Annotated in this window: 20 protein-coding genes; 14 read left to right on the top strand and 6 right to left on the bottom strand. The window is 71.7% G+C overall.

Features of this window, described 5'->3' with window-relative positions; all coding sequences use genetic code 11:
• Window positions 1–156: 156 nt before the first annotated feature.
• From ACF073_RS07200 to ACF073_RS07215, 4 genes are read left to right on the top strand one after another with little or no spacing between them, the layout of a single operon-like run.
• Window positions 157–4,329, top strand: a complete 4,173-nt coding sequence (locus tag ACF073_RS07200; protein ID WP_392067384.1) for a SpoIIE family protein phosphatase — start codon at window positions 157–159, stop codon at window positions 4,327–4,329.
• Window positions 4,329–4,640: an STAS domain-containing protein gene (locus tag ACF073_RS07205; RefSeq protein WP_392067385.1), complete on the top strand. Its 312-nt coding sequence runs from the start codon at window positions 4,329–4,331 to the stop codon at window positions 4,638–4,640. Before ACF073_RS07200 ends, ACF073_RS07205 begins: the two co-directional genes overlap by 1 nt.
• On the top strand, window positions 4,637–6,121 hold the full coding sequence (locus ACF073_RS07210) for a PP2C family protein-serine/threonine phosphatase (RefSeq protein WP_392067386.1): 1,485 nt from the start codon (window positions 4,637–4,639) through the stop codon (window positions 6,119–6,121). The genes ACF073_RS07205 and ACF073_RS07210 overlap by 4 nt, the downstream gene beginning before the upstream one ends.
• Entirely contained in the window at window positions 6,121–6,531 is a 411-nt protein-coding gene (locus ACF073_RS07215) for an STAS domain-containing protein (RefSeq protein ID WP_392067388.1), read from the top strand. The genes ACF073_RS07210 and ACF073_RS07215 overlap by 1 nt, the downstream gene beginning before the upstream one ends.
• A gap of 94 nt (window positions 6,532–6,625) precedes the next feature.
• On the opposite strand, the gene ACF073_RS07220 is transcribed toward ACF073_RS07215, so the two are convergent.
• Both ACF073_RS07220 and ACF073_RS07225 read right to left on the bottom strand, forming a co-directional pair.
• Window positions 6,626–7,555: an anti-sigma factor RsbA family regulatory protein gene (locus ACF073_RS07220; RefSeq protein WP_392067390.1), complete on the bottom strand. Its 930-nt coding sequence runs from the start codon at window positions 7,553–7,555 to the stop codon at window positions 6,626–6,628.
• Window positions 7,555–7,914 (bottom strand): STAS domain-containing protein, encoded by a 360-nt coding sequence (locus ACF073_RS07225; protein ID WP_392067392.1) that lies wholly within the window; start codon window positions 7,912–7,914, stop codon window positions 7,555–7,557. Before ACF073_RS07225 ends, ACF073_RS07220 begins: the two co-directional genes overlap by 1 nt.
• 286 nt (window positions 7,915–8,200) lie before the next feature.
• Here ACF073_RS07225 and ACF073_RS07230 point away from each other — a divergent pair, with 286 nt between their 5' ends.
• The 6 genes from ACF073_RS07230 (at window position 8,201) to ACF073_RS07255 (ending at window position 14,560) form a co-directional block, all read left to right on the top strand.
• Window positions 8,201–8,755: a methanogen output domain 1-containing protein gene (locus ACF073_RS07230; protein WP_392067394.1), complete on the top strand. Its 555-nt coding sequence runs from the start codon at window positions 8,201–8,203 to the stop codon at window positions 8,753–8,755.
• On the top strand, window positions 8,752–10,320 hold the full coding sequence (locus tag ACF073_RS07235; protein ID WP_392067395.1) for a SpoIIE family protein phosphatase: 1,569 nt from the start codon (window positions 8,752–8,754) through the stop codon (window positions 10,318–10,320). The genes ACF073_RS07230 and ACF073_RS07235 overlap by 4 nt, the downstream gene beginning before the upstream one ends.
• A gap of 492 nt (window positions 10,321–10,812) precedes the next feature.
• Window positions 10,813–11,751, top strand: a complete 939-nt coding sequence (locus ACF073_RS07240; protein ID WP_392067397.1) for an ABC transporter ATP-binding protein — start codon at window positions 10,813–10,815, stop codon at window positions 11,749–11,751.
• Entirely contained in the window at window positions 11,748–12,587 is an 840-nt protein-coding gene (locus tag ACF073_RS07245) for an ABC transporter permease (protein ID WP_392067399.1), read from the top strand. Before ACF073_RS07240 ends, ACF073_RS07245 begins: the two co-directional genes overlap by 4 nt.
• Before the next feature lie 27 nt (window positions 12,588–12,614).
• Window positions 12,615–13,895: a histidine kinase gene (locus ACF073_RS07250; RefSeq protein ID WP_392067400.1), complete on the top strand. Its 1,281-nt coding sequence runs from the start codon at window positions 12,615–12,617 to the stop codon at window positions 13,893–13,895.
• Entirely contained in the window at window positions 13,892–14,560 is a 669-nt protein-coding gene (locus tag ACF073_RS07255) for a response regulator (protein WP_392067402.1), read from the top strand. Before ACF073_RS07250 ends, ACF073_RS07255 begins: the two co-directional genes overlap by 4 nt.
• Window positions 14,561–14,624: 64 nt before the next feature.
• Here ACF073_RS07255 and ACF073_RS07260 read toward each other — a convergent pair whose 3' ends face one another.
• Window positions 14,625–15,353, bottom strand: a complete 729-nt coding sequence (locus tag ACF073_RS07260) for a response regulator transcription factor (protein ID WP_392067404.1) — start codon at window positions 15,351–15,353, stop codon at window positions 14,625–14,627.
• A 52-nt stretch (window positions 15,354–15,405) separates the two neighbouring features.
• Window positions 15,406–16,902, bottom strand: coding sequence for an FtsX-like permease family protein (locus tag ACF073_RS07265; RefSeq protein ID WP_392067406.1), 1,497 nt, complete (start codon window positions 16,900–16,902; stop codon window positions 15,406–15,408).
• A gap of 321 nt (window positions 16,903–17,223) precedes the next feature.
• Here ACF073_RS07265 and ACF073_RS07270 point away from each other — a divergent pair, with 321 nt between their 5' ends.
• The 3 genes from ACF073_RS07270 (at window position 17,224) to ACF073_RS07280 (ending at window position 20,449) form a co-directional block, all read left to right on the top strand.
• Window positions 17,224–17,877 (top strand): response regulator transcription factor, encoded by a 654-nt coding sequence (locus tag ACF073_RS07270; protein WP_392067407.1) that lies wholly within the window; start codon window positions 17,224–17,226, stop codon window positions 17,875–17,877.
• Window positions 17,868–19,136, top strand: a complete 1,269-nt coding sequence (locus tag ACF073_RS07275; protein ID WP_392067409.1) for a sensor histidine kinase — start codon at window positions 17,868–17,870, stop codon at window positions 19,134–19,136. Before ACF073_RS07270 ends, ACF073_RS07275 begins: the two co-directional genes overlap by 10 nt.
• Window positions 19,137–19,216: 80 nt before the next feature.
• A complete protein-coding gene (locus tag ACF073_RS07280; protein WP_392067411.1) occupies window positions 19,217–20,449 on the top strand; it encodes a hypothetical protein in 1,233 nt (410 codons plus the stop codon).
• Window positions 20,450–21,162: 713 nt separating this feature from the next.
• On the opposite strand, the gene ACF073_RS07285 is transcribed toward ACF073_RS07280, so the two are convergent.
• The gene (locus tag ACF073_RS07285) at window positions 21,163–22,146 is read right to left on the bottom strand and encodes an aldo/keto reductase (RefSeq protein ID WP_392067412.1); all 984 of its coding nucleotides are present in this window, start codon (window positions 22,144–22,146) and stop codon (window positions 21,163–21,165) included.
• 258 nt (window positions 22,147–22,404) lie between these two features.
• On the bottom strand, window positions 22,405–23,544 hold the full coding sequence (locus tag ACF073_RS07290; RefSeq protein WP_392067414.1) for a ketopantoate reductase family protein: 1,140 nt from the start codon (window positions 23,542–23,544) through the stop codon (window positions 22,405–22,407).
• 183 nt (window positions 23,545–23,727) lie between these two features.
• On the opposite strand from ACF073_RS07290, the gene ACF073_RS07295 reads away from it, so the two are divergent.
• The gene (locus ACF073_RS07295; RefSeq protein ID WP_392067415.1) at window positions 23,728–24,609 is read left to right on the top strand and encodes a helix-turn-helix domain-containing protein; all 882 of its coding nucleotides are present in this window, start codon (window positions 23,728–23,730) and stop codon (window positions 24,607–24,609) included.
• The last annotated feature ends 233 nt before the right edge of the window (window positions 24,610–24,842 follow it).

The raw sequence follows: 24,842 nt of genomic DNA on the forward strand, positions 1-24,842 counted from the left end.
AGGGTCCGTCAGTCGTGCGGGGGGCATGCGGGGGGCTCCCGCATGCGGGGTGGTGGTTCCGGGAAGGGGGCGGGCATCGCCACGCGCGCGGCGGGTTCGCGCGGAGTTCCGCGTGGTGGCTTCAGGGGTGGGCCGGCGTGAATGGAAGGGTGTCGCGTGGCGCGTTCGGACGACGCTGAACACAGGCCGCCGACGGCGGCCGACGGCGATGTGTTCGCCGCCGACCGCGAGGTCGGCAGGGACCTCGCCGAGGTGGACTGGGCGGCCACGCCCCTCGGCCCGCCGCGGGAGTGGCCGCAGAGCCTGCGGACGGCGGTCAGCATCCTGCTGTCCTCCCGGTTCCCCATGTGGATGGCCTGGGGCGAGCAGCAGACCTTCTTCTGCAACGCCGCCTACCGGCGGGACACGCTGGGCCGGAAGTACCCGTGGGCGCTGGGGCGTCCCGCGAACGAGGTGTGGGCGGAGATCTGGCACGACATCGGCCCGCGTATCGAGGCCGTGCTCAGCACCGGCGAGGCCACCTGGGACGAGGGGCTGCTGCTGTTCCTGGAGCGGTCCGGTTACAGCGAGGAGACGTACCACACGTTCTCCTACAGCCCGCTGCGGGACGACGCCGGTGCCGTGGTCGGCATGCTCTGCGTGGTCAGCGAGGACACCGAACGGGTGATCGGCGAGCGGCGGATGACCACCCTGCGGGACCTGGGATCGGACCCGAGTGTCATCCGTACCGAGCAGGAGGTGCTGTCCTTCGTCGACCGGCAGCTGAACCGCAACCGGAGGGACCTGCCGTTCAGCCTGACCTACCTGTTCGACGGGAAGCACGCCCGGCTGGCCGGGACCACCGGCATCCCCGCCGGTCACCCGGCCGCCCCGGCCGTCCTCCCGGCCGACGCCCCGGACGGCGTGTGGCCCGCCGCGGCTCTGGCCAGAGGCGAGACGGTGGTCGTGCGGCTCGACGGCGACGCCTTCACCGACCTGCCCCGCGGAGACTGGCCCGAACCGCCCGTCCAGGCACTCGTGGTCCCGCTCCTGCAACAGGGCAGCGAGCCGTACGGCTTCCTGGTGGTGAGCCTGAACCGCTACCGCGTCCTGGACCAGGGATACCGGGGATTCATCGAGCTGGCCGCGGGACACATCGCGTCCGGTATCGGCAGCGCCCGGCACTACGAGGCGCAGCAGCGGCGGGCGGAGGAACTGGCCGAACTGGACCGCGCCAAGACCACCTTCTTCTCCAACATTAGCCATGAGTTCCGGACCCCGCTGACCCTGATCATGGGGCCGGTCGAGGAGCTGCGCGCCCGGCTCGCCGGCGCCGACGAGCAGGTGCGGCAGGAGCTCGACGTCATCCACCGCAACGGGCTGCGGATGGGCAAGCTGGTCAACACGCTGCTGGACTTCTCCCGTATCGAGGCCGGCCGGATGCAGGCGCGTTACGAGCCGGTCGACCTGGGTGTGGTGACCGCCGAGCTGGCCAGCGTCTTCCGTTCGGCCGTCGAGAAGGCCGGCCTCGCCTTCCGCGTGGAGTGCGCGTCGCTGGACGAGCCGGTCCACGTCGACCGCGGCATGTGGGAGAAGGTGGTGCTCAACCTGCTGAGCAACGCGCTGAAGTTCACCTTCGACGGTGCCATCCAGGTGAGCGTGCGGGGCGAGGGCGGGCACGCCGTGGTCACGGTCGCCGACACCGGCATCGGTGTGCCGGAGGCGGAGATGCCCCGGCTGTTCGAGCGGTTCCACCGCATCGAGAACGCCCGCTCCCGCTCGAACGAGGGCAGCGGCATCGGGCTGGCCCTGGTGCGGGAGCTCGTCGCCCTGCACGGCGGCGTGATCACCGCCGAGAGCACCGAGGGAGAAGGCACCGCGTTCACCATCCGGCTGCCGTACGGGACCGGTCACCTGCCCGCCGGGACCGCGGGGTCCGCGGCGGGCAGCACCGCCGCCTCCAGCACCGCCGAACCGTACCTCCAGGAGGCCCTGCGCTGGCTGCCCGAGGACGGTACCGGCGGACCGGCCGACGGCACGGTGGTCCGGGACGCGGTGAGCGGCGCCGCCTCGCGGAGTCCGGGACCCGCGGCCAACGCCCGGGTGCTGGTGGCCGACGACAACGCCGACATGCGCGAGTACCTCACGCGCCTGCTGGACGGGGCGGGCTACGACGTCACCGCCGTCGCCGACGGGGTGGAAGCCCTCCGGTCCGCCCGCCGTGACGCCCCCGACCTCGTCGTCAGCGATGTGATGATGCCCCGGCTCGACGGGCTGGAGCTGGTGGCGAGGCTGCGCGGTGACGCGCGCACGGCCTCGGTACCCGTGCTGCTGCTGTCGGCCCGCGCGGGGCAGGAGGCGTCCATCGAGGGCTTGCAGGCGGGCGCCGACGACTACCTGGTCAAGCCGTTCGCCGCCGCCGAGCTCCTGGCGCGGGTGCGCGCGAACGTCGAACTGGCCCGGCTGCGCACCCATCACGCCCGTTGGCGGACGGCACTCATCGACTCCTTGCAGGAGGCGTTCTTCGTCTGCGACGAGGCCGGGGCGGTCGTGGAGATCAATTCCTCGTTCACCGACATCCTCGGCTACGGACCGGAGGGCCTGCCCTACGCACCCGTCCACCCCTGGTGGCCCGACGCCACCGCCGACGCCGACGCGCACCGGCAGGTCGGCGACGCGTTCGCCGGCCTGCTCGAATCGTCCCAGGGCTCCTACACGATCCCGGTGACCCACCGCGACGGCCACCGGCTGTGGGTGACCGCCACCTACAACAAGGCCGAGGACCCCGACACCGGGCGCCGGGTCACCGTCGGCACGTTCCGGGACGTCACCGCCGAGCACTACGCCATCCAGCGCGAGACGGCGCTGGCCGCGCTGAGCACCTCCCTGTCCCGGGCCGCGAGTCTGCCCGAGGCGTTGTCCGCCGCCCTCGCCGAACTGAGGGACCTGTGGCGGGCGCGCAGTGTGGTGGCCGCCGTCTTCGGCCGGCACGACGCGCCCGCGCTGACGGCCACGGACACCGACCAGCGGTGGGAGGATCTGCCCCCGGAGCGCCGCACCGCGCTCGCGGGCCTGCGCGGCCGGGCCCCGCTCGCGCCCGTCTGCGAGCACACCGGCGCCGGTGTCCTGCTGGAGCACCCCGACGGCCCGCTCGCCCTCTGGATCGACCTGGGCGAACACCGGCCCTTCACCCCGGAGGACCAGCTGCTGCTGTCGCTGCTGGCCGGACACCTGGCCCAGGGACTGGTGCGGGCCCACCAGATCGACCAGCAGCGCGAGACCGCGATCGCGCTGCAACGCGCCATCCTCGGCCCGGACCGGCTCCCCGACGGCTTCGCCGTCCGCTACGAGCCCGCCACCCGCCCGCTGGAGGTGGGAGGCGACTGGTACGACACGGTCACCCTGCCGGACGGCCGGATCGGCATCGTCGTCGGCGACTGCGTGGGCCGCGGCCTGGAAGCCGCCAGCGTGATGGGGCAGCTGCGCAGCGCCTGCCGCGCGCTGATGCTGCAGACTCCCAGCCCCTCCCGGACGCTGATGGCGCTCGACCAGTTCGCCGTGGGCGTGCCCGGTGCCTTGTGCACCACCGTCTTCTGCGGTGTCCTCGACCCCGGGACAGGCCGGCTGACCTACTCCAGCGCCGGGCACCCGCCGGGCATCATCGCGCACCCCGACGGCACCACCCGGCTGCTGGACGAGGGACGGTCCCTGCCCCTGGCCGTACGCCCCGGACGGCAGCGTCCGGACGGTGAGTGCGTCCTGCCCGCACGGGCCACCCTGCTGCTCTACACCGACGGGCTCGTCGAACGCCGCCGGCGCCCGCTCAGCGCCGGCATAGACCAGGCGAGCGAAGCCGTGCAGGAGGGCCGCGACGTGCCCGTCGACGACCTCGCCACCGAGGTGATGTCGCGGCTCGCACCGGCCGGAGGCTACGACGACGACGTGGCCCTGCTGCTGTACCGCCACCCGGCGCCGCTGGACATGTCCTTCCCGGCCGAGTCCGCCCAACTCGCGCCGGTCCGCAAGGCGTTGCGCAGCTGGCTCGCCCAGTGCGAGCTGCCCTCGAACACCGTGCAGAACGTGCTCGTCGCCGCGGGGGAGGCGTGCGCCAACGCCATCGAGCACGGCCACCGGCACGCCCCGGGGCAGACGGTGCGGCTGCGCGCCGAAGCCCTCGTCGACAACCTGCGCCTGACGGTCGCCGACAGCGGCCGGTGGAAGGACCCGCAGCCCGAGCTCAACGCCCACCGCGGCCGGGGCGTGGCGCTCATGCGGGCCATGATGCAGCAGGTCACCATCACCCCCGGCCCGTCCGGCACCACCGTAGACATGCAGATGAGGATCGCCTGATGCCCACCCCCCTCACTCTCACTCCCGGTCGGAGTGCGGACGGTACTCCGCGGCTCGCGGTCATCGGCGAGATCGACATGAGCAACGCCGGCTCCCTGGCCGACGCCCTCGCCGCCGGCTCCGGACCGCTCGTCCTGGACCTGACCGCGGTGGAGTACCTCGACAGCGCCGGACTGAGCGTGCTCTTCGCCCACGCCGAGCGGCTGGAACTCATCACCACCGCGCTGCTGGGACCCGTCCTCGCCGTCTCGGGCCTCACCAGTCTGACCACCGTCCACGAAGTGGCCCCTGACGAGGCGCCGCCGCGGTGACCAGCACAGAGAACGCGATGGCCCGGCAGGCGCCGGCCGGCGGCCCGGCCCCCGGGCGGCGCCCGCAGCCGGTGCCGGACGGCCAGGTCGAGCAGGCCCGGATAGCGGCGGTGCGCCGCTACGACATCCTGGACACACCGCCCGACGGCGCCTTCGACCGGGTGGCGGCTCTGGCCGCCCGCCTCTTCGACGTACCCGTGGCCACGGTGACCATCGTGGACACCGACCGCATCTGGTTCAAGGCCGCCCACGGGCTGGAAGGGGTCAAGGAGATCGGCCGGGATCCGGGGCTGTGCGGCTCGGCCATCCTGCGCGACGACACCCTGGTGATCCCCGACACCCTGCTCGATCCCGTCGCCTCGGAGAACCCGCTCGTCGCCGGTGAGATGGGCGTGCGGTTCTACGCCGCGGCCCCGATCATCACCCGCGACGGCCACCGGCTGGGCACGGTCAACGTCCTCGACACCCGGCCCCGCTCGATCAGCGAGGACGACACCGCCACCCTCGCCGACCTCGCCGCGATCGTGATGGACGAGCTGGAACTGCGCCTGTCCGCGCTCCGGGCGCTGCGTCAGGAACAGGAGCGCCGCGAGTCCGAGCGCCGGCAGGCCGAGGCGGAGCGCCTGCGTGCCGAGGCGGAGCGGGCGGCCCGCGAGCAGGCGGAGCAGGACAGGGCGGCCGTCGCCGCGTTCGCGTCGACCCTGCAGCGCCTCCTGCTGCCCCCGGCTCTTCCGGCCGTCCCCGGGCTGGAGCTGGCCTGCCACTACCGCACCGCCTCCGCGCATCAGGTGGGCGGCGACTTCTACGACGTCTTCCCCCTGGACAGCGAACGGTGGGCGTTCTTCATAGGAGACGTGTGCGGCAAGGGCGTCGAGGCGGCCGCCGTCACCGCCCTGGCCCGCCACACCCTGCGCGCGGCGGCGCAGATCGACCCCGATCCCGTCGTCGTGCTCAGGGCGCTCAACACGGCTCTGCTCGACGACGTCACCGCGGGCAGCCGTTTCTGCACCGCGGTCCACGGTGTCCTGACCCCGCGCGAGGGGGGCGGGTTCACCGTCACGGTGGCCACCGGCGGTCACCCGCCGGCCTACCACCTGCGGGCCGACGGCTCCGGCGCGGCCTGGGTGAAGGCCGTACGGCCCGCCGCGGGCATGCTGGTAGGAGCCTTCCGGCAGGCCGCCTTTTCGCGGACCGCCTTCACCCTCGACCGCGGCGAGGCTCTCTTTCTCTACACTGACGGACTGACCGAGGCCCGTACCGCCCAAGGGGTCATGCTCGGCGAAGAAGGACTGACCGGCTTCCTCCACCGGCGCACCGGCGCCCTCAGCGCCTCCGCCCTGGTCGAGGACGCCATCACCCTGCTGTCCTCCCTGCCCGACGAGGCAAGCGACGACGTCGCCCTGCTGGCCCTGTCCGTCCCCGCCGCGCCCGACGCCACCGTCCCTACCATCGCCGCACCCAAGCATCCCGGCCAGGAGTGATGACCGACGTGACCGATACCCTCCATGTGACCGTCCGGCACCCCAGCGCACGCGTCACCGTCATCGCCGTCACCGGAGACGTGGACCTGCACACGTCGTCCACCCTGCGCGCGCACGCCCTGCCCGTCCTCGAAGAACAGGCCGGCCCGCATCTCGTCCTCGACCTGACACATGTCGACTTCTTCGACTCGACAGGGCTCAGCACCCTCATCGGCCTCCTGCACGCGGCCCACGGGGCGGGCGGCTCGCTCAGCCTGGCCAGCGTCCCCGACCGCCTGATGCGGATGATCACCATGACCGGCATCTCCCAGCTGCTGCCGATCCACGCGACGGTCGCCGACGCGCTGGCCGGCCAGCCCCGCGACGAACCCGCGGACAACGCCCGCACCGGCACCGAAACCTCCGCCTGACACCGCCGCCGGTGCGGCTGCGGTGCCGCGTGCGGGCGCAGACCTTACCGGAACCGGCGCCGCCACCGCCGTGCCGTCACGCTGAGGCGCGCGTTCAGCCGAGGCCGATGTAGCAGCGGACGGCCGTGCCGTCGGGGTCGGTGTGGATGCGTACGAGGTCGGCGAGGTAGTGCACCATCAGCAGGCCCCGGCCGCCCAGCCGGCCCCGTTCGGCCGGCCGGCGGCCGGCCAGCGGGTCGCTCAGGTGGCCGCGGTCGCGGACCTCGCACACCACCTGGCCGCCGTCGGACCAGATCCGTAGGCCGCCCGAACCCCCGCCGTGCACGACGCTGTTGGTGGTCAGCTCGGCGACGATCAGGTTCACGTCCTCCACGCGGATGCCGGACAGGCCGAACCGCGCGGCCCGCTCGACCGCGAAGCGGCGGGCACCCGGCAGCCCGTCGGCGTCGAAGACGAGTTCGTCGGCCTGCGCCGGGTGCGGCAGAGGCTGGTTGTAGCGGGCGATCATCTGCTCGGGGGCGTAGCCGGGGCTGCGCCGCTCCGTGCCCCCGGAGATGACGACGGGATGGGTGGCACACGCGTCGGCGAGCACCCGCTCGTCGAGGCGGCCGGCGTCGTACGGGCAGAGAATGGTGACGTCCCGGCCCCGGAAGGCCGGGTTGATCAGTGCCTCGTGCTGGACGCACGCCGGGTACTCCACGCTGGTGCGGCCGGCCCAGATCGGCTCGCCGACGATCCGCACCCGCGTCCCGGGGTGCGCGTCGGCGAAGGCGTGCAGCACCTTGGGGATGATCCGTCCGGGGTTGCGGCCCGCCTCGGTCATGTCGAGGAAGCTCACGTCCGCGGCGTCTTCGCCCAGAGCCGCCCTGAGGACCGCCAGGTTCGGCCCGGGTACGGCGACGGCCACCGGTTCTCCGGCCCTCAGACCGTCGCGGACGAAGGGCACGGTGCCGTGCAGGTACTCCTCCTCGCCTCGGTAGAACAAGGCGGGATGGACGAAGGGGTCGGCGGTCGGGGTGGTCATCAGGCCACCACCTCGACGGCGGGCAGGTCCGGCCAGAACATGGCCAGCACGCGCCGCAGGGCGGCGGGCGGCTGTTCGACCGTGACGCGTCGCCCCTCCGGAAGGCCCAGGGCGGCCACGGCCAGGGCCGAGACGCCGGCGACATCGACGAAGGTGACCGCGGAAAGCTCCAAGTGGCACGCCTCTTCATCGCTCAGGACAAGCAGGTGCATCAGCTGTTCCCAGGCCGGGCGGGTGATCAGGCTGATCTCGCCGACCGCTTCCCAGCCTGGCCGGTCCGCCAGCGGACGCACGCTCAGTACGTCCGTGGACGGGGCCGGCGATGCCGCCGGAGCGTCCGCCTCTCCGGAACTGCCCATGCCATCACCCCTCGACTACCCGCCTGCCGGCCTCCCGAATACCACCGGCGTACGAAGCCGTGGCGCGCGCGGCCCTCGCGGAGGCGATCCGTGCGGGCCCGCTCCGCGGCCGGCCGTCCGTGCCGCCGGCCTGCGGACGCGGCTGTCATCATAGAGCGAGCACATCACCAGCGGGCACCGAAAGCCCGAGCAGGTGGCCACCGGTGCCGCGGGGTCTCTAGAGTCATCGGGGGGTGCCGGGCGATCGCACGGTGCACGGGCGTGGTGACACGAGAGGGTCGACGTCATGAGTCACCCGGTGGATGTGAAGATCGATCTGGACCGCGATGTCTTCCTGCGGACGCTGGTGAGGGAGTTGGCGACCTCGCTGGAGTCGGTGATCGGCCTGGAGGAGGCGTCCGGCTACATCAGCCTGGTGGGTCAGGCGGTGGGAACGCAGATCGACGAGATGTACCTCAAGGCGCTCGGCGTGGACCGGCTGACCCGGGAGCAGGTCGCGGAAGGGCTGGTGGACCTCAAGCGGCGGATCAAGGGAGACTTTTTCGTCATCGAGCAGGACGACACCAGGATCGTGCTGGGCAACCGGGCCTGTCCGTTCGCCGAGAAGGTGCTGGGCCGCGAGTCGATGTGCATGATGACCTCGAACGTCTTCGGGACCGTCGCCGCCCGCAATCTCGGTTACGCCAGCGTGGAACTGCGGGAGACCATCGCCCGCGGCGACGCCGGCTGCCGTGTCGTCGTCCACCTGGTCCCCGGCGCCGGACCGGTGACGGGACGCGAGTACTTCGGCGATGCGGAACTGCCCGCCGGCGGCCCGGACGCCGGTACGGTACCTGCGTGAACCCGGGCCTGTTCGAGGCCATTACCAGACCCCTGCCCCACCCCGTCATCCTGTGCGCGGGGAACGGCACGATCCTGGCCGCCAATCCGGCCGCCGCCACCTCGATCCCTCAGCTGTGCGCGGGCGTCAGCCTGTACGCCCTCGTCCAGGACGACGCCACCGTCCTGCGGACGCACATGGGCAACTGGCTGCGCAGCGGCAGTCCGCTGCCGGGCGCCCTCGTCCTGAAGGACGGCGACGGCAGCAGGGTGCGGTTCCGCTGCCACGGCGTCCGCGCCACCTGGTGGCAGGGCCCGGACGCGGCGGTGCAGCTGAACCTGCAGCGCCTCGACCACGCCGACCGGTTCGTCGTCCTCAGCCGGCAGGTCAGCGCACTCAACCGGGAAATCGCCATCCGGCGTACGGCGGAGGCCCAGCGCGAGGAACTGCTGCTCGCCGAGCAGGCCGCCCGCGCCCGGCTGCAACGCCTGTACGAGCTGACAGCCGCGCTGGCGTCGTCCGCGACCCTCGCCCAGGTCGCGGAGGCGGTGGCGACCACGGCCGCGCGGGTGCTGGAGGCCGCCGGAGTGACCCTGGAACTGCACTCGAAGCGCCTCGTGCCCACCCTGGAACCAGGTGAGGACCTGCTGTTACTGGCGGAAACCGCCTGGACGGACCTCGACCGGCCCTGGGACGCCGCGCAGCCCGCGCCCGGCGCAGCGGTACGGATCGCGCTGGAGGCCGACGGTGTCGTGCTGGGCTCCCTGACCGTGCACCCCGGGGCGGCCGGGGCGCCGGAGTCCGAGCATCTGACCGCTGTGGCCCAGCAGATCGCCCAGGCGGTGCGCCGCGCCGGGCTGTACGAGCACGAACACCGCGTCGCCGAACGCCTCCAGCTCAGCCTCCTGCCCCAACTGCCGGACGTCCCCGGCCTGGAGGCGGCCACATGCTACGCGCCCGGCAGCGACATGATCATGGTCGGCGGCGACTGGTACGACCTGTACAACCTCGACGAGGAGCACATCGGCCTGTCGATCGGTGACGTCGCCGGCCACGGCCTGCCCCAGGCGGCCGTCATGGCACAGGTCATCGCCGCACTGCGCGGCATCGTGCTGCGCTGCGGCACCCGCCCGGAAGCGGTGCTGTCCGAGCTGAACGAATATCTGCACCTCTACCACCGGGGCCAGATGGCGACCGCCGCGTATCTGCTCTACCACCGGCCCACCCGCGCCCTGACCTACATCAAGGCCGGCCACCCCCCGCCGCTCGTGATCCGCCCCGACGGCGTCAGCCGCTACCTCGACGGCCCCGTCTCCCCGCCCGTGGGGCCCGTTCCCGGCGCCCGCTACCGTCAGGGCCGAACCACCCTGGCCGAGGGAGAGGCGGTCCTGCTCTACACCGACGGCCTGATCGAACGCCGCCGAGAGCCCCTGGACACCGGTCTGGACCGGCTCACCGAAACGGCCCGCCGGGGCGTCGGCATGAACGTGCACGACCTGTGCCGGCTGTTCCTCAACCACCAGCCCGGCGCCGACTACCCCGACGACCGCGCACTGCTCCTCATCCGCCCGGACCGGCCCGCGTGAGACCTCCCGCCGCCCGAAAGGCGATATACCGCCCGGGAGGTCTTCAACCTGGTCAGGACGGTATCCAGCGTCCCCCCTCGGAGGGGCGTCCGTGCGAGATGAGGGTGTTCGGTGGTGTCCCGTAGAAACCGTCCAGGGGCGTCTATGCCGGTCCATGGCGGCGCCTGGTGAGTGGTGGCCCAGCGCGAGCGCTGGTCCCGCTGGTCCCGCCTGCCTCTATGACACGCGGGTACCGGCCGACGCCGCGTCGGACGGCGAGAGCCTGGTCGAGAGCGGGCCCGGTGCGCCGCAGGCGCTGGGAGGACGCCTGCTGTGACGGCCGTGGGGCTGACGAACACGGAACGCAGCGCAGGTGGCCACGTAGTACCGCGGTACCACGCGCCCGCCGCGGTTCAGCCTCCCGGTACCACCGGATCCGGGTGATTCGGCGCCTAGCGTTGCCGGTGAGGCATCCGAAGTGACGGACGCCGGAGCCCGACAGGGAGAACGCGAATGATCGACGCACGGCGGTTGACCAAGAGGTACGGCGAGAAGACGGCCGTCGACGGGCTGGACTTCGTGGTGAAGCCCGGCACGGTGACCGGCTTCCTGGGGCCCAACGGCGCGGGCAAGTCCACGACCATGCGCATGATCGTCGGCCTCGACGCCCCGACCAGCGGCTCCGTCACCGTGAACGGCCACCACTACGCCCGCCACCAGGCCCCGCTGCAGGAGGTCGGCGCCCTACTGGAGGCCAAGTCGATCCACCCGGGCCGCTCGGCGTACAACCACCTCAGGGCGCTGGCGCTGACCCACGGCATTCCCGGCAGCCGGGTCGACGAGGTCATCGCCCTTGCCGGGCTCGACAGTGTGGCGAAGAAGCGGGCCGGTGCCTTCTCCCTCGGGATGGGCCAGCGGCTGGGCATCGCGGCGGCGCTGCTGGGCGATCCGCAGACGGTGATGCTCGATGAGCCGGTCAACGGGCTGGACCCGGAAGGAGTGCTCTGGATCCGCAACCTCCTGAAAGGGCTCGCCGACGAGGGCCGGACGGTGTTCGTGTCCTCCCACCTGATGAGCGAGATGGCCCTGGTCGCGGACCACCTGATCATCGTGGGACGCGGGCGGCTGCTGGCCGACACGACCGTGGCGGACCTGATCCGCGAGGCCGGCGGGGACACGGTGAAGGTCGTCACCCAGGATCCGGCACGGCTGCGGGACGTGCTCGCCGGGCCGGACGTCGATGTCACCGGCCGGATCGGTTCCGAGGAGTTGCAGGTGACGGGGCTGACTGCCCGGGAGATCGGGCTGCGGGCCGCCGAGCACGGCATCGCGCTGTTCGAGCTGAGCGCGCGAAGCGTGTCGCTGGAGGAGGCGTTCATGGACCTGACCAGGGATGCCGTGGAGTACCACGGCACCACGACCGGCATCGACACCCTCGGGAGGCCCGCATGAGCACCCTCACCGCAACCGCGGAGGAACCCCGGACCACTCCCGCCTGCCCCGCCTACCGGGTGACGGGACGGCGCGTGCTCGCCTCCGAGTGGGCCAAACTGTGGTCTTTGCGCTCGACCTGGATCACCCTGGGCCTCGGCTCGCTGTTCCTCGTGGCCTTCGGCCTAATCTCCGCGAGCCGCTACAAGTCGGGGATCGACTCCGGTCACATGGACCGGGACTTCGCCGATTCGACGGCCGTCAGCCTGTCCCTCTTCGGCACGAACTTCGCCCAGCTCGCCCTGGGCGTGCTCGGCGTGCTGGTCACGGCGGGAGAGTACTCGACCGGCATGATCCGTTCCACCCTCGCGGCGGTCCCCCGCCGGCTGCCCGTGCTGTGGTCGAAGGCGGCCGTGTTCGGGCTGGTCGCACTGGCCGTAGGGACGGTGGGTGGGTTCGTCGCCTTCCTGTTCGGGAGTGGGATCGTCTCGGGTACGCCCGCGGCGATGGGCCTTTCGCACGCTGGTGTACCGCGGAGTCTGCTGGGCGCCGGTCTCTACCTCGGCCTGGTCGGGGTGATCGGCGTCGCCCTGGGCGCGCTGCTGCGGTCCGTGGCCGGGGGCATCTCGGTGCTGGTCGCCGCCCTGATGCTGATCCCGGGGCTGATCTCCCTGCTGCCGAGTTCCTGGCGGGACGACATCGGCCCCTACCTGCCGTCCAACGCCGGTGAGTCGATGTTCGCGCTGACCCACGACTCGACGACCCTGTCGCCGGGCGCTGGGCTGATGGTCTTCCTGTGCTGGACGGCGCTTGCCCTGGGCGGCGCGGCGTACCGGCTCGCGCGCACCGACGTCTGACGCCCGCACCATGGACAGGTGACGTCCGTGACCACCGATGACATCAGCGGGATGGGAGCGCTGGTCGCCCGGCTCTCCCGGGGCGGCCAGCGGTTGAGGCAGGCCGACCGGACACATCCGTGGGTGCTGGACACCGCGGTCGTGATCGTGGTCTTCCTGATGTTCTGCCTGCCCGACCTGCTGCGCGGCAGTGTGGACGACGGCGACGGCCCGCGCCGCTTCCGGCTCGCCTTCACCGAGCTGCCCGTCGCGGGAATGCTGGCACTGCAAGCGGGACTGGTACTGCCCCTGCTATGGCGGCGACGCAAGCCCATGGCGGCCTTCGGCGTCGTAGCCTCGGTGTTCGTCCTCCAATGGTCCCTGGGCGCGGCGCTGCGCGCAGACGTCGCCCTCTTCATCGCCCTGTACAGCATGGCCTTGCACGGTCGGCTGCGGCTGCTGCCGTGGGCCGGTGCGGTCATGGCCGGGGCCATGCTGCTGGTCGCGTTCCGCGCGTCCTCGGCCGTGTCCGTGTGGGACGCTCTGTTCTTCCTGCTGAGCACGGCCACGGCGGCCCTCGCGCTCGGCCTCATGGTCCGAATCCGCCGAGCCCAGCTCGCCGGACTACGAGAGCGGGCCGCCCGGCTGGAAATCGAGCGCGACCAGCGCAGCAGGTTGGCCACGGCCACCGAACGCACCCGGGTCGCTCGCGAGATGCACGACATCGTCGGCCACAACCTGTCCGTCATCATCACACTCGCCGACGCCGGCGCCTACGCCACCGACGTTGCCCCCGAACGGGGCAAGGAGGCGCTGCGGCTCATCGGCGACACCGGCCGACAGGCCCTGGGCGAGCTGCGGCGCGTGCTCGGCGTACTGCGCGAGGCCGGGGAGGGCCCGGTCGGCGGGCCCGAGCTCAGCCCGCAGCCCGGCATCGCGGACATCGGCGCGCTGTGCGCCACGGTGCGCGCCGCCGGACTGGAAGTCGTCTACCGGACATCCGGCGACGTCGAGGCGCTGGACGGCGGGGTGCAGTTGACGGTGTACCGGATCGTCCAGGAAGCCCTCACCAACACCATGAAACACGCCGCCGACGACGCCCGGGTGCACCTGGCGGTCGCCGTGACGGGCACCCGGCTGAGCATCCGGGTCCAGGACACCGGCCCGGCCGCACAGCCGGGACCGCCGAACGAGGAAGGGCACGGCCTGGTGGGCATGCGAGAAAGAGCCGCTCTGTACGGCGGAACCGTCAGTGCGGGGCCGACGGGCGGCGGAGGATGGGGCGTCGAAGCCGTCCTCGACCTCACGCCCCGGGGCGGTGACCGGTGACCACCGTCCTCATCGTGGACGACCAGCCGCTGCAACGCTACGGCTTCCACCTGCTCCTGGACTCCGTCCCCGAGACCGACGTCGTCGGGGAGGCCGCCCACGGCGCGGAAGCCGTCCGCAAGGCCGCCGAACTGCGCCCGGACGTCGTCCTGATGGACGTCCGCATGCCCGGCATGGACGGCATCGAGGCCACCCGCCGCATCGTCGCCGCCGGCGGCCGCTCACGCGTCCTCGTGCTCACGACGTTCGACCTCGACGAGTACGTCCACGCCGCGATCCGGGCCGGGGCCAGCGGTTTCCTCCTCAAGGACGCGCGCCCCGAGGAGCTCCTCGCGGGGATCCGCGCCGTCGCCTCAGGCGACGCCGTGATCGCGCCCGCCCTCACCCGCCGCCTCTTGGACGAGTTCACTCAGTACGTCCCCGCCCACCGGGGTGACGCCGCTGAGGACCCGAGGCTCGGCTCCCTCACCGACCGCGAGCGGGAGATCCTCGTCGCCGTAGGCAAGGGCTGGACCAATGGCGAGATCGCCGCCCGGTTCGTGCTCTCCGAGTCGACCGTCAAGACCCACGTCGGCCGCGTCCTGGCCAAGATCGGAGCCCGCGACCGGATCCAGGCCGTGATCTTCGCCTACGACCACGGCCTCGCCCGGCCCAACGCGGGCTGAACCCGATGAGCGGCGGCCGGGAAGACCGGCGGCCTGCTCGCTGCTGCCCCGCCGCGGCGCCCCGTCAGATTTCCAGGCGGTAGCCGTGCCCGCGCAGGGTGGTGATGCGGGGCAGGCTGCCGGGGTGGACCGAGGCGCTGGCGGCCTGCGCGAGGCGGCGGCGCAGGCCGGCCATGGTGACGTCGAGGGTCTTGGTGGAGCCGAACCAGTTCTCGTCCCAGACCTCGGCCATCAGGGTTTCCCGGGAGACGGCCTCCCCTGCGTGCCGGGCCAGGACGGCGAGCAGGTCGAACTCCTTGGGACGCAGGTCGATGTCCTCGTCGTGCAGCGTGCAGCGTCGGGCCACGACGTCGAGGACGAGATCGGCCAGCTGGACGGGTTCCCGCGGCGGCGTGGCGACGACCTGACGGCGCAGATGGGCGCGGAGCCGGGCCAGCAGCACGGTCAGGCTGAAGGGCTTGACGAGGTAGTCGTCGGCCCCCGCGTCCAGCCCGGCGATGACGTCGATGTCGTCCGTGCGGGCTGTCAGGATGACGATCAGCAGGTCCGGGTGCCGGGCGCGCACGGCGCGAGCGACGTCCAGACCGTCCATGTCGGGCAGCCCCAGGTCGAGCAGCAGCACGTCGTACGGGGCCCGCGCGGCCTCGGCCAGCGCTGCGGAGCCCGTCCGGCTCCAGGTCGGCGCGTAGCCGTTGCCGCGCAGGCCGGTCTCCAGGTGGCGGCCGATGGTGTCGTCGTCCTCGACGACGAGGACGCGGTGGCGGCTGGGGTCGGCGGTCGCGTGCGTGCGCATGCTGGACAGCGTAGGAGCGGGCGACGCGCGTGGCCTGCCCGCTCCTGGCCGCTCACAGGTCACGCAGCTCCTCCACGGCGGGCCGGCCGGCGCTGCGGATGCCGTTCAGCGCGGCTGCCAGTATGGCGACGACGGCCGCGCCGGCGGTCAGGGCCAGGTAGCCGCCCGGCACCGCCAGGCTCGCGGGCGGCGGATCGAAGACACCCGTCAGGACCTTCACGAGCATCTCGGACAGGGCCCAGCCGATGAGGGCGCCGCCCGCCAGGCCGCCGGTGGCCAGCAGCAGGGCCTCGGTGAGGACCATGTCGCGCAGGTGGCCGCTCTTCGCGCCGAGGACGGTGGCCACGGCGAAGGTACGGCGGCGTTCGGCGAGGCCAAGGGCGAGGACGAGCCCTCCCGCCCCGGCGGCCAGCAGCACCGCGAAGGCCAGCTCGATGCGGGTGAGTCCGGCCAGGTCGACGGAGGTCAGGCTGGTGCCGACCGTGCCGCGGGTCTGCGTGAGGTCGGTGACCGTGGCGCCGGTGCCCAGCCGCCGGCGCAGATGTGCGGCGATCTGCTGCTGGTGGCTGCCGCCTGTGTCGAGCAGGAAGGCGCCGACCGCATCGCTGCCGGTCGCCCTCGCCACATAGGCGGCGTCGGCGACGAAGAAGCTGTCCTTCGGCGCGGTCGGGAACTCCTTGACGATCCCCGCGTAGTGGAAGGGCACGGTGCGCAGGGCCTTCGTACGGGCGTCCTGGATCCGAAGGTTGACGGTGTCTCCGGGTGAGAGCTGGAAGTCGTGGACGGTCTCCGCGCTGACCAGCAGGTTGTCGGGGCGCTGGGCGAGCCGGCGCATCAGCTGATCGGCCGTGCCGCCCGAGAAGTAGGCGTCCTGGAGAGAGGTCGCGTTGGTGACGGTGGCGGGCTGGACGCCGTAGAGGTCCTGGAGGTCGGAGCCGACGTAGGCGTAGCGGTGCTGGAGGGGCTCGACGTGCCGGACGCCGGAGACCTTCAGCGTGTCGGCCGCGCCCGGGGGGACCCGGGCGCCGGGCGGTTCGGTGACGGTGACGTCCGCGCCGTTGGTGAGGCGGGCGTCGACCTCGGACTGCTGCCGGTAGGTGGAGTTGAAGACGGCCGTGGAGATCGCGAACGACACGGCGAGGGCGAGCAGCACCACCGAGCGGGCCAGCGGGCGCCGGCGGCGGGACAGCACGGCAGCCGTGGTCGTGGCGAGGGTCGCGGTCAGCGGTCGGGCGAGGCGGGCCAGCGCCGGTCGGCCGTGGGCGAGGACCAGCAGGATCAGTCGCCACAGCAGCAGGGCCGCGCCCAGCCACAGCAGAGCCGGGCCGAGGAACGCCCAGTAGGAGACGGAGACGCTGGGCACGCCCTCCGGGGCGAGGACGAGGGCGTACTGGTTGCCGGAGGAGGCGCGGAAGACCAGCCAGGAGCCGGTCAGCAGCGCGAAGTCCAGGCCGTACCGCATCCACCAGGGCGAACGCGACCCGCGCGGCTCCCGCCTGGTGTCGGCGACGGTCACCGTGCGCAGATCCCGCAGGGCGGGCACGAGCACGGCGGCGGCGCATCCCGCATGCGACCCTCCCCGGGCGGCCGCCGTACGTCTTCCAGTGCGGTCTGCGGGACGACGTCGCCTTCGCCCGGCCCGGTGCCACAGACGTACGGAGTGCCACCGACGTACGGAGTTCGTCCATGCGCTCGGGTTCTCCGCAGGGCCATGAAGCCGGCGCCCCGTCCTTCACGCGGCGATCCGAGTTCCCTGGACCTGCTTGCGGCCGTGCCCACACGTGGGGCCGTCAACAGTGGCCCGCTCCCCACCCTCAGCGGCTGACCAGGGAAGATGGAGAACTGGGACGGGAGTATCTAGGGTCAGCGCGTGGCTTTCATCATGGTGTGCGAAGACGACGCGGCGGTCCGCGGCGTCCTCAAGCGCGCCCTGGAGCACGACGGGCACACCGTCTCCGTCGCCGCCACGGCCGACAGCCTGCTGCGGCAGCTCGAACCGGCGCCCCACCTGGTCGTCCTGGATCTCGGGCTCCCGGACGCCGACGGCCGAGACGTCTGCCTGGCCCTGCGGGCTCGCGGCGTCGACGCGCCGGTGTTGATGCTCACCGCCCTGGACGGCCTGCATCACAAGGTGGGAGGCTTCGAAGCCGGCGCCGACGACTACATGACCAAGCCCTTCGACATCCCGGAACTGCTGGTCCGCGTCCGGGCGCTGCTGCGCCGGACCACCGTGGTGCCCGCACCGCGCGAGGTCGTCCTCGATCCGGCGAAGCACGTGGTGACCTACGATTCGGTGAGCATGAGCCTGACCCCGACCGAGTTCCGGCTGCTGGGCCGCCTGATCGCCTCGCAGGGCGACGCGGTACGCCGCCACGCCCTCGTCGCTGCCGGCTGGCCGCACGGGGCGCAGGTCAGCGACAACACCCTCGACTCCTATGTGCGCCGGCTGCGGGCGAAGCTTGGTTCGCTGGGTGTGGCCGAGCGTCTGGCGACCGTCCGCGGCGTGGGCTACCGATGGCAGTGACGGGATTCCGTAAGCGGGTCGTCGCACTCACCGTGCTGATCGCCACCGCCGTGGTCGCGATCCTGGTCGTCGTCTCGCACGTGCTGCTGAGCCGGGTGACGGATGCCGACGCCCACGACCTGGCGCGTACGCGAGCCGAGGCGGTGGCGGCGAACGTCACAGCCGAAGGCGGCCGTATCGTACTGACGGAGAACGGCAGCGAGGCGCTGGACGAGGTCGCCTGGATGTATGCCGACGGCCGCCTGATCGACGGGAACGTCCCACCGGGCCTGGTCGATCGCGTCGAGGAGCTGGCGGGCTCGGGGCGCTCGCAGACCGCGTCGGTCGGCGATTACCTCCTGTACGCGCGGAAGGTCCCGATGGACGGCCACCACGTCATGGTGATCGCCCGGGTGGACCTCACGCCCTACGAGACGTCCGAGCAGCGCAGCCTGACCTTGTCCCTGATATTGGGCGGCCTCACGATCCTCCTCGCCGGCGGGGTCGCACACCTCGTGGTGCGCCGCGCGCTGCGGGTCGTGCACGAGATGGCCGCCCTCGCCGACGACTGGGGCCAGCACGAACCCGGGCGCCGCTTCAACCTCGGCACCCCCCGCGACGAGTTCGGGGAACTGGGGCGGACCCTGGACCACCTCCTGGAGCGCGTCGACAGCGCGCTGGCGGACGAGCGCCGGCTCACCGATGAGATCGCCCACGAGCTGCGGACACCGCTCACGGTCCTGCGGGCCGAGGCGCAGCTGGCGCAGCTGTCCGGCGAGCCGGTGCCGACGGAGGCGGTGCTGAGCGAGGTCGACCGCCTCGACACGGCGATCACGACGCTTCTGCACGCCGCCCGCGCACGGACGGACAAGGGCACCCGGTGCGACCTGCGCTCCGCCGCACGGCAGGCGATCGCCGGCCGCGCGGTCGAGGTCGACTTCCCCGCGAAGGTCGAGGTCGCCGTGGCGCCCGACGTCGCCGTGTCGCTGCTGTCACCCCTGCTGGACAACGGCCTGCGGCATGCGAAGTCCCGGGTGTGGATCACCGCGCGCAACCAGGGCGAGGCCATCGTGGTCGATGTCCTTGACGACGGCCCCGGATTCGATCCCGCGGACGTCGACCGAGTCTTCGAAGCGGGGGTGACCGGCGGCGGCGGGTACGGGCTGGGGCTGCCGGTGGTCCGGCGCATCGCCGCCTCGGCCGGAGTGGAGGTCCGCGCGATCGCGGACGGCCGCGGTCACGTCGAGATGGCACTCCCGGCCGCCCGTGCAGCCGCGTAGTCAGGTTATGTGCAGATTCCCCGCGTAAACCTCTCCGCATGACAACGACAACGGAAGCACGCGCGCGCAGTGGGCCTCTCATGCTCAACAAGGTTCCCGAGGTCACCATCTGGTTCTGGGTGATCAAGATCCTGTGCACGACCGTCGGTGAGAGCTTCGCCGACTGGATCAACATGAAGCTGGGCGTCGGCCTGGTGAACACCGCCTGGATCTTCACCGCGGTGTTCGTGGTGGCCCTGGCCGTCCAGCTGCGGCTGAAGCGGTACGTCCCGTTCCCGTACTGGCTGACCGTGGTCGTTGTCAGCGTCACCGGAACCCTGTACACCGACATCCTGACCGACCAGCTGAACGTGCCGCTGTGGATCAGCTCCGCGGTCTTCTCGGTGCTGCTCGCGGCGGTCTTCGGCGTGTGGTGGGCGCGGGAGCGCACACTGTCGATCCACTCGGTCACCACGCTTCCGCGGGAGTCGTTCTACTGGCTCGCCGTTCTCGTCACCTTCGCGCTCGGCACCGCGACCGGCGACTGGACCCTGGAACTGACCGGCTGGAGCCCGGGAGTCTCGGTCCTGCTGCCGCTCGGCCTCATCGCGGCGATCACCGCGCTGTGGAAGTTCGGCGCCAACCCGGTGCTGTCCTTCTGGCTCGCCTACATCCTGACCCGCCCGCTGGGCGCGAACATCGGCGACTGGCTCGCGTCCCCCAAGGTCGCCGAGAACCCCGGCGAACCCACCGGTCTCGACCTGGGCACGTTCACCACCAGCCTGATCTTCCTCGGCCTCATCCTGGCGACGGTGGTCTACCTGACGGTGACGCGCTCGGACGTGACCGAGACCCACGAGGCCGCCCACGCCGCACACACCACCGGCGACCCGCGCAGGGAGCGCGTCGCGCTGGCCGGCTTCGGACTGCTCGCCGTCGCCACCGCGGGCCTGCTCGTCTGGGCCCACGGCCGGCCGCACGTCGGCCCGGCGCCGGAGGAGGACAACACCTCCGCCGTCCAGATGGCTCCCGGCCAGGCGGTGAAGAAGTTCCCGCCCGCCAAGGTCGCCGCGCTGAAGACCCTCGCCTCCACCTCGCTCAAGGACGCACGCTCGGGGAACGAGACCGGGGCCCACGCGGCCGCCCAGAAGCTGCGTGACCTGTGGGACGCCGACCAGGCATCGTTGCAGCCCCTGGACCAGACCGGCTGGACCTCCATCGACGCTCAGATGGACAAGATGCTCAAGACGTTCGGCATCGACCACTCGAACCCGCCGATGTCGCCTGCGCAGCAGGAGAAAGAACTGAATGCCCTCCTGACGGACATGGGCTGACAGACCGCACAGCGCCCGGCCGGGCAGGCTCAGAGTGCCGAGGCAGCGCAGCGAACCGCGCTTCCTCGGCACACGCCAGGGAGCCCCGGAAGCAGGAAGTGAACGCCGACTGGCCCGACTCGGGGAACGCCACGCCGGCAGCTGCTCGACCGGGGGAGGACCCGAGACGCCCTCGGCAGTGAGGAGTCCCTCGCCGGACTGCGCGAGGCCCGCCCCGTGGGCGGTGTCTCGTGCCGTTCGTGCCACGGTCGACGAACGACAGCTCGTAAGGCGGGCGGCAAGGCTGTCCGCCCATGCCGGTCGTGCGTAGACGAAGAGGCGACAGGGCAGCTCGCCCTGGCCATGTCGAGCACCGGTTCGGGCGAAGCTTTTCGGCTGTGGACGGGTCATGCCGTTGTACCGGGACCGATGGGACGGTTGCGCGGTGCCGTTCCGGACGGGGGTCTGACTCATGAGATATATGACCCAAGTGTCCAGTCACAGGCGTGTCGGCTGTACGCGGCGGGCCTCCTTGCGGCAGTTCGGGCACCGACCCGGACGGGCCGTCGACACCGCCCCCACCACCAGGATGCCCGAGGAGTCGCTCACGCCCTCCACCCGCACATCGGTCCGTGGTCCCCTGCGGGCCAGGACGGTCCGGATCCGCGGTGAGGTAGCGGCAGTTGCCGACCGTCGAAGGTGCTGGCTGTGGCGGCCGAGGTGCTGCGAGTGTGTCAGCGCTCGATCCGCTGCCTGGCCTCGTCGTTCTCGGCGCTGCCGGCAGCTGGAGGCAGGCTGTCGAGCGTGGCCATTTGTTCCGGGGTGAGTGCGACGCCGTCGGCGGCGACGTTCTCCTCGACTCGCGTCACCTGCTTGGTTCCTGGGATCGGGACGATGTGCTCGCCCTTGGCCAGCAGCCACGCCAGAGCGACCTGGGCGGGCGTGGCCCCGACCTCGTCGGCGACCGCCCGGACCTCGTCGGCGAGAGCCAGGTTGCGGTAGAAGTTCTCCCCCTGGAAGCGAGGGCTGGTCCGGCGCCAGTCGTCTTCGGCGAACTGCTCGGGGGAGCGGATCGTGCCGGTGAGGAAGCCGTGGCCGAGCGGAGAGTACGGCACGAAACCGATACCCAGTTCCCGCAGCGTGGGCAGCACGCGCTCCTCGACCTCACGGTTCCACAGCGAATACGAGGATTGGACCGCGGTCACCGGATGTACGGCGTGGGCCCGACGGATCGTCTCGGGGCCGGCTTCGCACAGGCCGAGATGCCCGACCTTGCCCTCCTGCACCAGCTCGGCGACCGTGCCGGCCACGTCTTCGATCGGCGTGTCCGGGTCGATGCGGTGCTGGTAGTACAGGTCGATGTGGTCGGTACGCAGCCGCTTGAGGGAGCCCTCGACAGCGGCACGGATGGTGGCCGGGCTGCTGTCGAGGACATGGGTGCCCCGCTCCGGTGCGGCGTGCGGGATCAGGCCGAACTTGGTGGCCAGCACGACCTCGTCACGGCGGCCCGCCAGCGCCCTGGCGACGAGTTCCTCGTTGACGTAAGGCCCGTAGACCTCGGCGGTGTCGATCAGGGTGACGCCCCGGTCGAGGGCCCGCGCGATGGTGCGGACGGATTCGGCGTCGTCGCTGCCGGCGCCGGTGTAGTAGGAGGACATGCCCATCGTGCCCAGGCCGACACGGGCGACCTTCAGATTTCCCAACGTGGTGTGCTTCATGATGACTTTCTTGGAGTGGGCGGATACGGCCGCCGCGGATTGCGACACGCTGCGGGCGACGCTGCTGCTCGGACACCCCATGTCACGGTTTGCACCAGATGTCATCGGGCGAACAGCCGTCTCCAGGGAATCTCGTTTCGCTGTCCGGTGGCAGTGTCTGGTCTTCCAGGTAACGCCAGTACCTGCCTCGCAACCGGGGCCCGCCTTCTGTGGACGGCCTCGGCGCACCGCTGCGCCGAGCCGTGCGGAACGCCGACGTCAGGCGCGTGCCGGGCGGTCTTGTGGGGCATGTGTTCCGCTGCGGACCCGGGCTGTGTCCGCCGCCTCGTCAGCGAGTCGTAGCAGTTCGGTGACTGGCAGTGACCGGGCGGGGCGCTTGTCCCGTGCGAACTCGGTGGCCAGACGTTGCAGGAGTTCGTTCACGGGGGTCGGGACGCCGTACAGCCGGCCCAGCAGGACGATCTCACCGTTGAGGAAATCGGCCTCGATCGTGCCCGTGCCGCGAGCCAGGGACTGCCAGGAGGAGCCACCGCCTCCCTGGGCCCATTGGACCTTGGCGCCGCGTGCGTCGTGCTGTTCTTGCGCGCTCGCATACGGAATGCCGGCGGCATCGAGTACTGTTTCGCCCTCGGTGCGCACCTGCGCGTACAGTCGCCGACCTCCGTCACCTGGGACCGGCCCGCTCAACGCGTCGATCGCGTTGGCGAGGTTGCCCAGCAGTTTGGCGTACTGCCAGCGCGCCACGTCCGGCACCACGGGGGCTTCGAAGCGCGCTGTCTCCAGGTCGGCGGCGATCCGGCGGACGGTGTCATCGGTGCCATGGGGGTGCCGCCCGAGGTGCAGGATGCCGCTGAGCGGAGCGCCGGACGCGGAGACGACCCCTGGTTCGACGAAGGTGGCCGGCAGCCAGACGCAGACGCCGTACACGTGGCGGAAGCGGCGCAGGGCGATCCGCTGGCTCTCGACGCCGTTCTGCGCGCACACCACGGGAAGCCTTTCCGCGGCCGTGCCGCCGCCTTCCACCGGTGCCTGGCCCCAGGTGTTCAGGGCGCCCTCGCAGTCCTGTGTCTTGACGGTCAGCACGAGCACGTCCGTGGCGCGCAACGCGCCCAACGTCTCCGGAGCGTCGACGACGGGGAGTCGGTGGACGCGCTCGCCGTCGGGGGCGCGGAAGCGCAGGCCGCCCGACTTCAGCGCCGCGTACTGCGCGCCCCTTGCGACCAGGACCACTTCGTGCCCTGCCTCAGCCATCCGCGCCCCGATGGTTCCGCCGATCGCTCCCGCTCCGATGACGATGTAGCGCGTGCCGCTGCCGCCGTCGGCGGGGCGGGAAGACGTGTCCGTCGCGCGCAGGCCGATGCCGGATACTTCGGAATGTCCAAGAGCCGTCTGCTTCATGATCACTTTCCCGGGTCGGAGGCGGCCGCCGCTGGCGGCTGGCGGTGTCGCCGACGCGTCGGCGCCGGCCGCGCTGAACAGCCACCTCCAGCAAACCCTGCTTCCCCTACAGGTGGCAGTGCCTGGTGTTGCAGGTAATGGCAGTACCTGTCTCGCCCAAGGGGGCTCGCTTACCGTGGAGAGATGGACGACCGAGCCGAGATCAGGGAGTTCCTGGCCTCCCGCCGGGCCCGCATCACCCCCGAGCAGGCGGGACTGCCCGCCTACGGCGGCCACCGGCGGGTAAAGGGGTTGCGCCGTGAAGAGGTCGCGATGCTGGCCGGTGTGTCGGTCGACTACTACGTGCGACTGGAGCGAGGCAATCTCTCGGGTGCCTCCGACAGCGTCCTGGACGGCGTGGCCCGCGCCCTCCACCTCGACGACGCCGAACGCCAGTACCTGTTCGACCTCGCCCGGCACGCCTCCCCGCCCACCAGGGCCCGCCGCCGCACCGCGGCGAAGCGCCTCCGGCCCGCCCTGCAGTACATGTTGGACGCCATCACGGACGCACCCGCATGGATCCACAACGACCGCCAGGACCTGCTGGCCGCCAACGACCTGGCACATGCCCTGTACGCCCCACTCCTCGCTGGCCCGCGCCGCCCCGCCAACATCGCCAGGTTCATCTACCTCGACCCAGCCGCCCGCGACTTCCTCCCCGACTGGGACAAGGCCGCCGACGACGTCGCCGCAATGCTCCGTGGGGAGGCCGGTCGAAACCCCTACAGCAAGGACCTCACCGACCTCATCGGGGAGCTGTCCACCCGCAGCGAGATCTTCCGGAAACGCTGGGCAGACCACAACGTCCGGCAACATCGCACCGGACCCAAGAGAATTCATCATCCAGCCGTCGGAAACCTGGAGCTGAACTTCGAGACCATGTCCCTGGACTCCGACCCCAGCCTCACACTCGTGATCTACACCGCCGTCCCCCACAGCCCCAGCGCCGACGCCCTCCGTCTCCTGGCCACCTGGGCCGCCACCCAGAACCAGTCGCAAGCCGACCTTGACGAACGCCTCACGTAAACAACGGTGGCAACGCAGGCGCTGGTCGTGAACCGCGCTGCACATCTTGAAGGGGAGCCGCTCGCCGTTCGAAGCTGCCGGCTCTGCGTCCCACGTCGGTGGTTCCTTGACTGCCCGTCAACGCCGACCGGTCAGCTGACTCCCGACCGAATGATCCTGCCCAGGTGCGAAGTGCCGCTCGGCAACAGATGCACGCGGAGGCCTCTCGGCCGCGGGTCCATGAGCGGCGCCTT

The sequence above is a fragment of the Streptomyces sp. NPDC015171 genome (assembly GCF_043079545.1).
In the GTDB taxonomy this organism is placed as follows: Bacteria; Actinomycetota; Actinomycetes; order Streptomycetales; family Streptomycetaceae; genus Streptomyces.

Bases quoted from the DNA above. Each gene is read 5' to 3' on its own strand.
- ACF073_RS07205 (WP_392067385.1), top strand. From the start codon at position 4,329: ATGCCCACCCCCCTCACTCTCACTCCCGGTCGGAGTGCGGACGGTACT.
- ACF073_RS07215 (WP_392067388.1), top strand. From the start codon at position 6,121: ATGACCGACGTGACCGATACCCTCCATGTGACCGTCCGGCACCCCAGC.
- ACF073_RS07220 (WP_392067390.1), bottom strand. From the start codon at position 7,555: ATGACCACCCCGACCGCCGACCCCTTCGTCCATCCCGCCTTGTTCTAC.
- ACF073_RS07225 (WP_392067392.1), bottom strand. From the start codon at position 7,914: ATGGGCAGTTCCGGAGAGGCGGACGCTCCGGCGGCATCGCCGGCCCCG.
- ACF073_RS07230 (WP_392067394.1), top strand. From the start codon at position 8,201: ATGAGTCACCCGGTGGATGTGAAGATCGATCTGGACCGCGATGTCTTC.
- ACF073_RS07240 (WP_392067397.1), top strand. From the start codon at position 10,813: ATGATCGACGCACGGCGGTTGACCAAGAGGTACGGCGAGAAGACGGCC.
- ACF073_RS07245 (WP_392067399.1), top strand. From the start codon at position 11,748: ATGAGCACCCTCACCGCAACCGCGGAGGAACCCCGGACCACTCCCGCC.
- ACF073_RS07260 (WP_392067404.1), bottom strand. From the start codon at position 15,353: ATGCGCACGCACGCGACCGCCGACCCCAGCCGCCACCGCGTCCTCGTC.
- ACF073_RS07275 (WP_392067409.1), top strand. From the start codon at position 17,868: ATGGCAGTGACGGGATTCCGTAAGCGGGTCGTCGCACTCACCGTGCTG.
- ACF073_RS07280 (WP_392067411.1), top strand. From the start codon at position 19,217: ATGCTCAACAAGGTTCCCGAGGTCACCATCTGGTTCTGGGTGATCAAG.
- ACF073_RS07285 (WP_392067412.1), bottom strand. From the start codon at position 22,146: ATGAAGCACACCACGTTGGGAAATCTGAAGGTCGCCCGTGTCGGCCTG.
- ACF073_RS07290 (WP_392067414.1), bottom strand. From the start codon at position 23,544: ATGAAGCAGACGGCTCTTGGACATTCCGAAGTATCCGGCATCGGCCTG.
- ACF073_RS07295 (WP_392067415.1), top strand. From the start codon at position 23,728: ATGGACGACCGAGCCGAGATCAGGGAGTTCCTGGCCTCCCGCCGGGCC.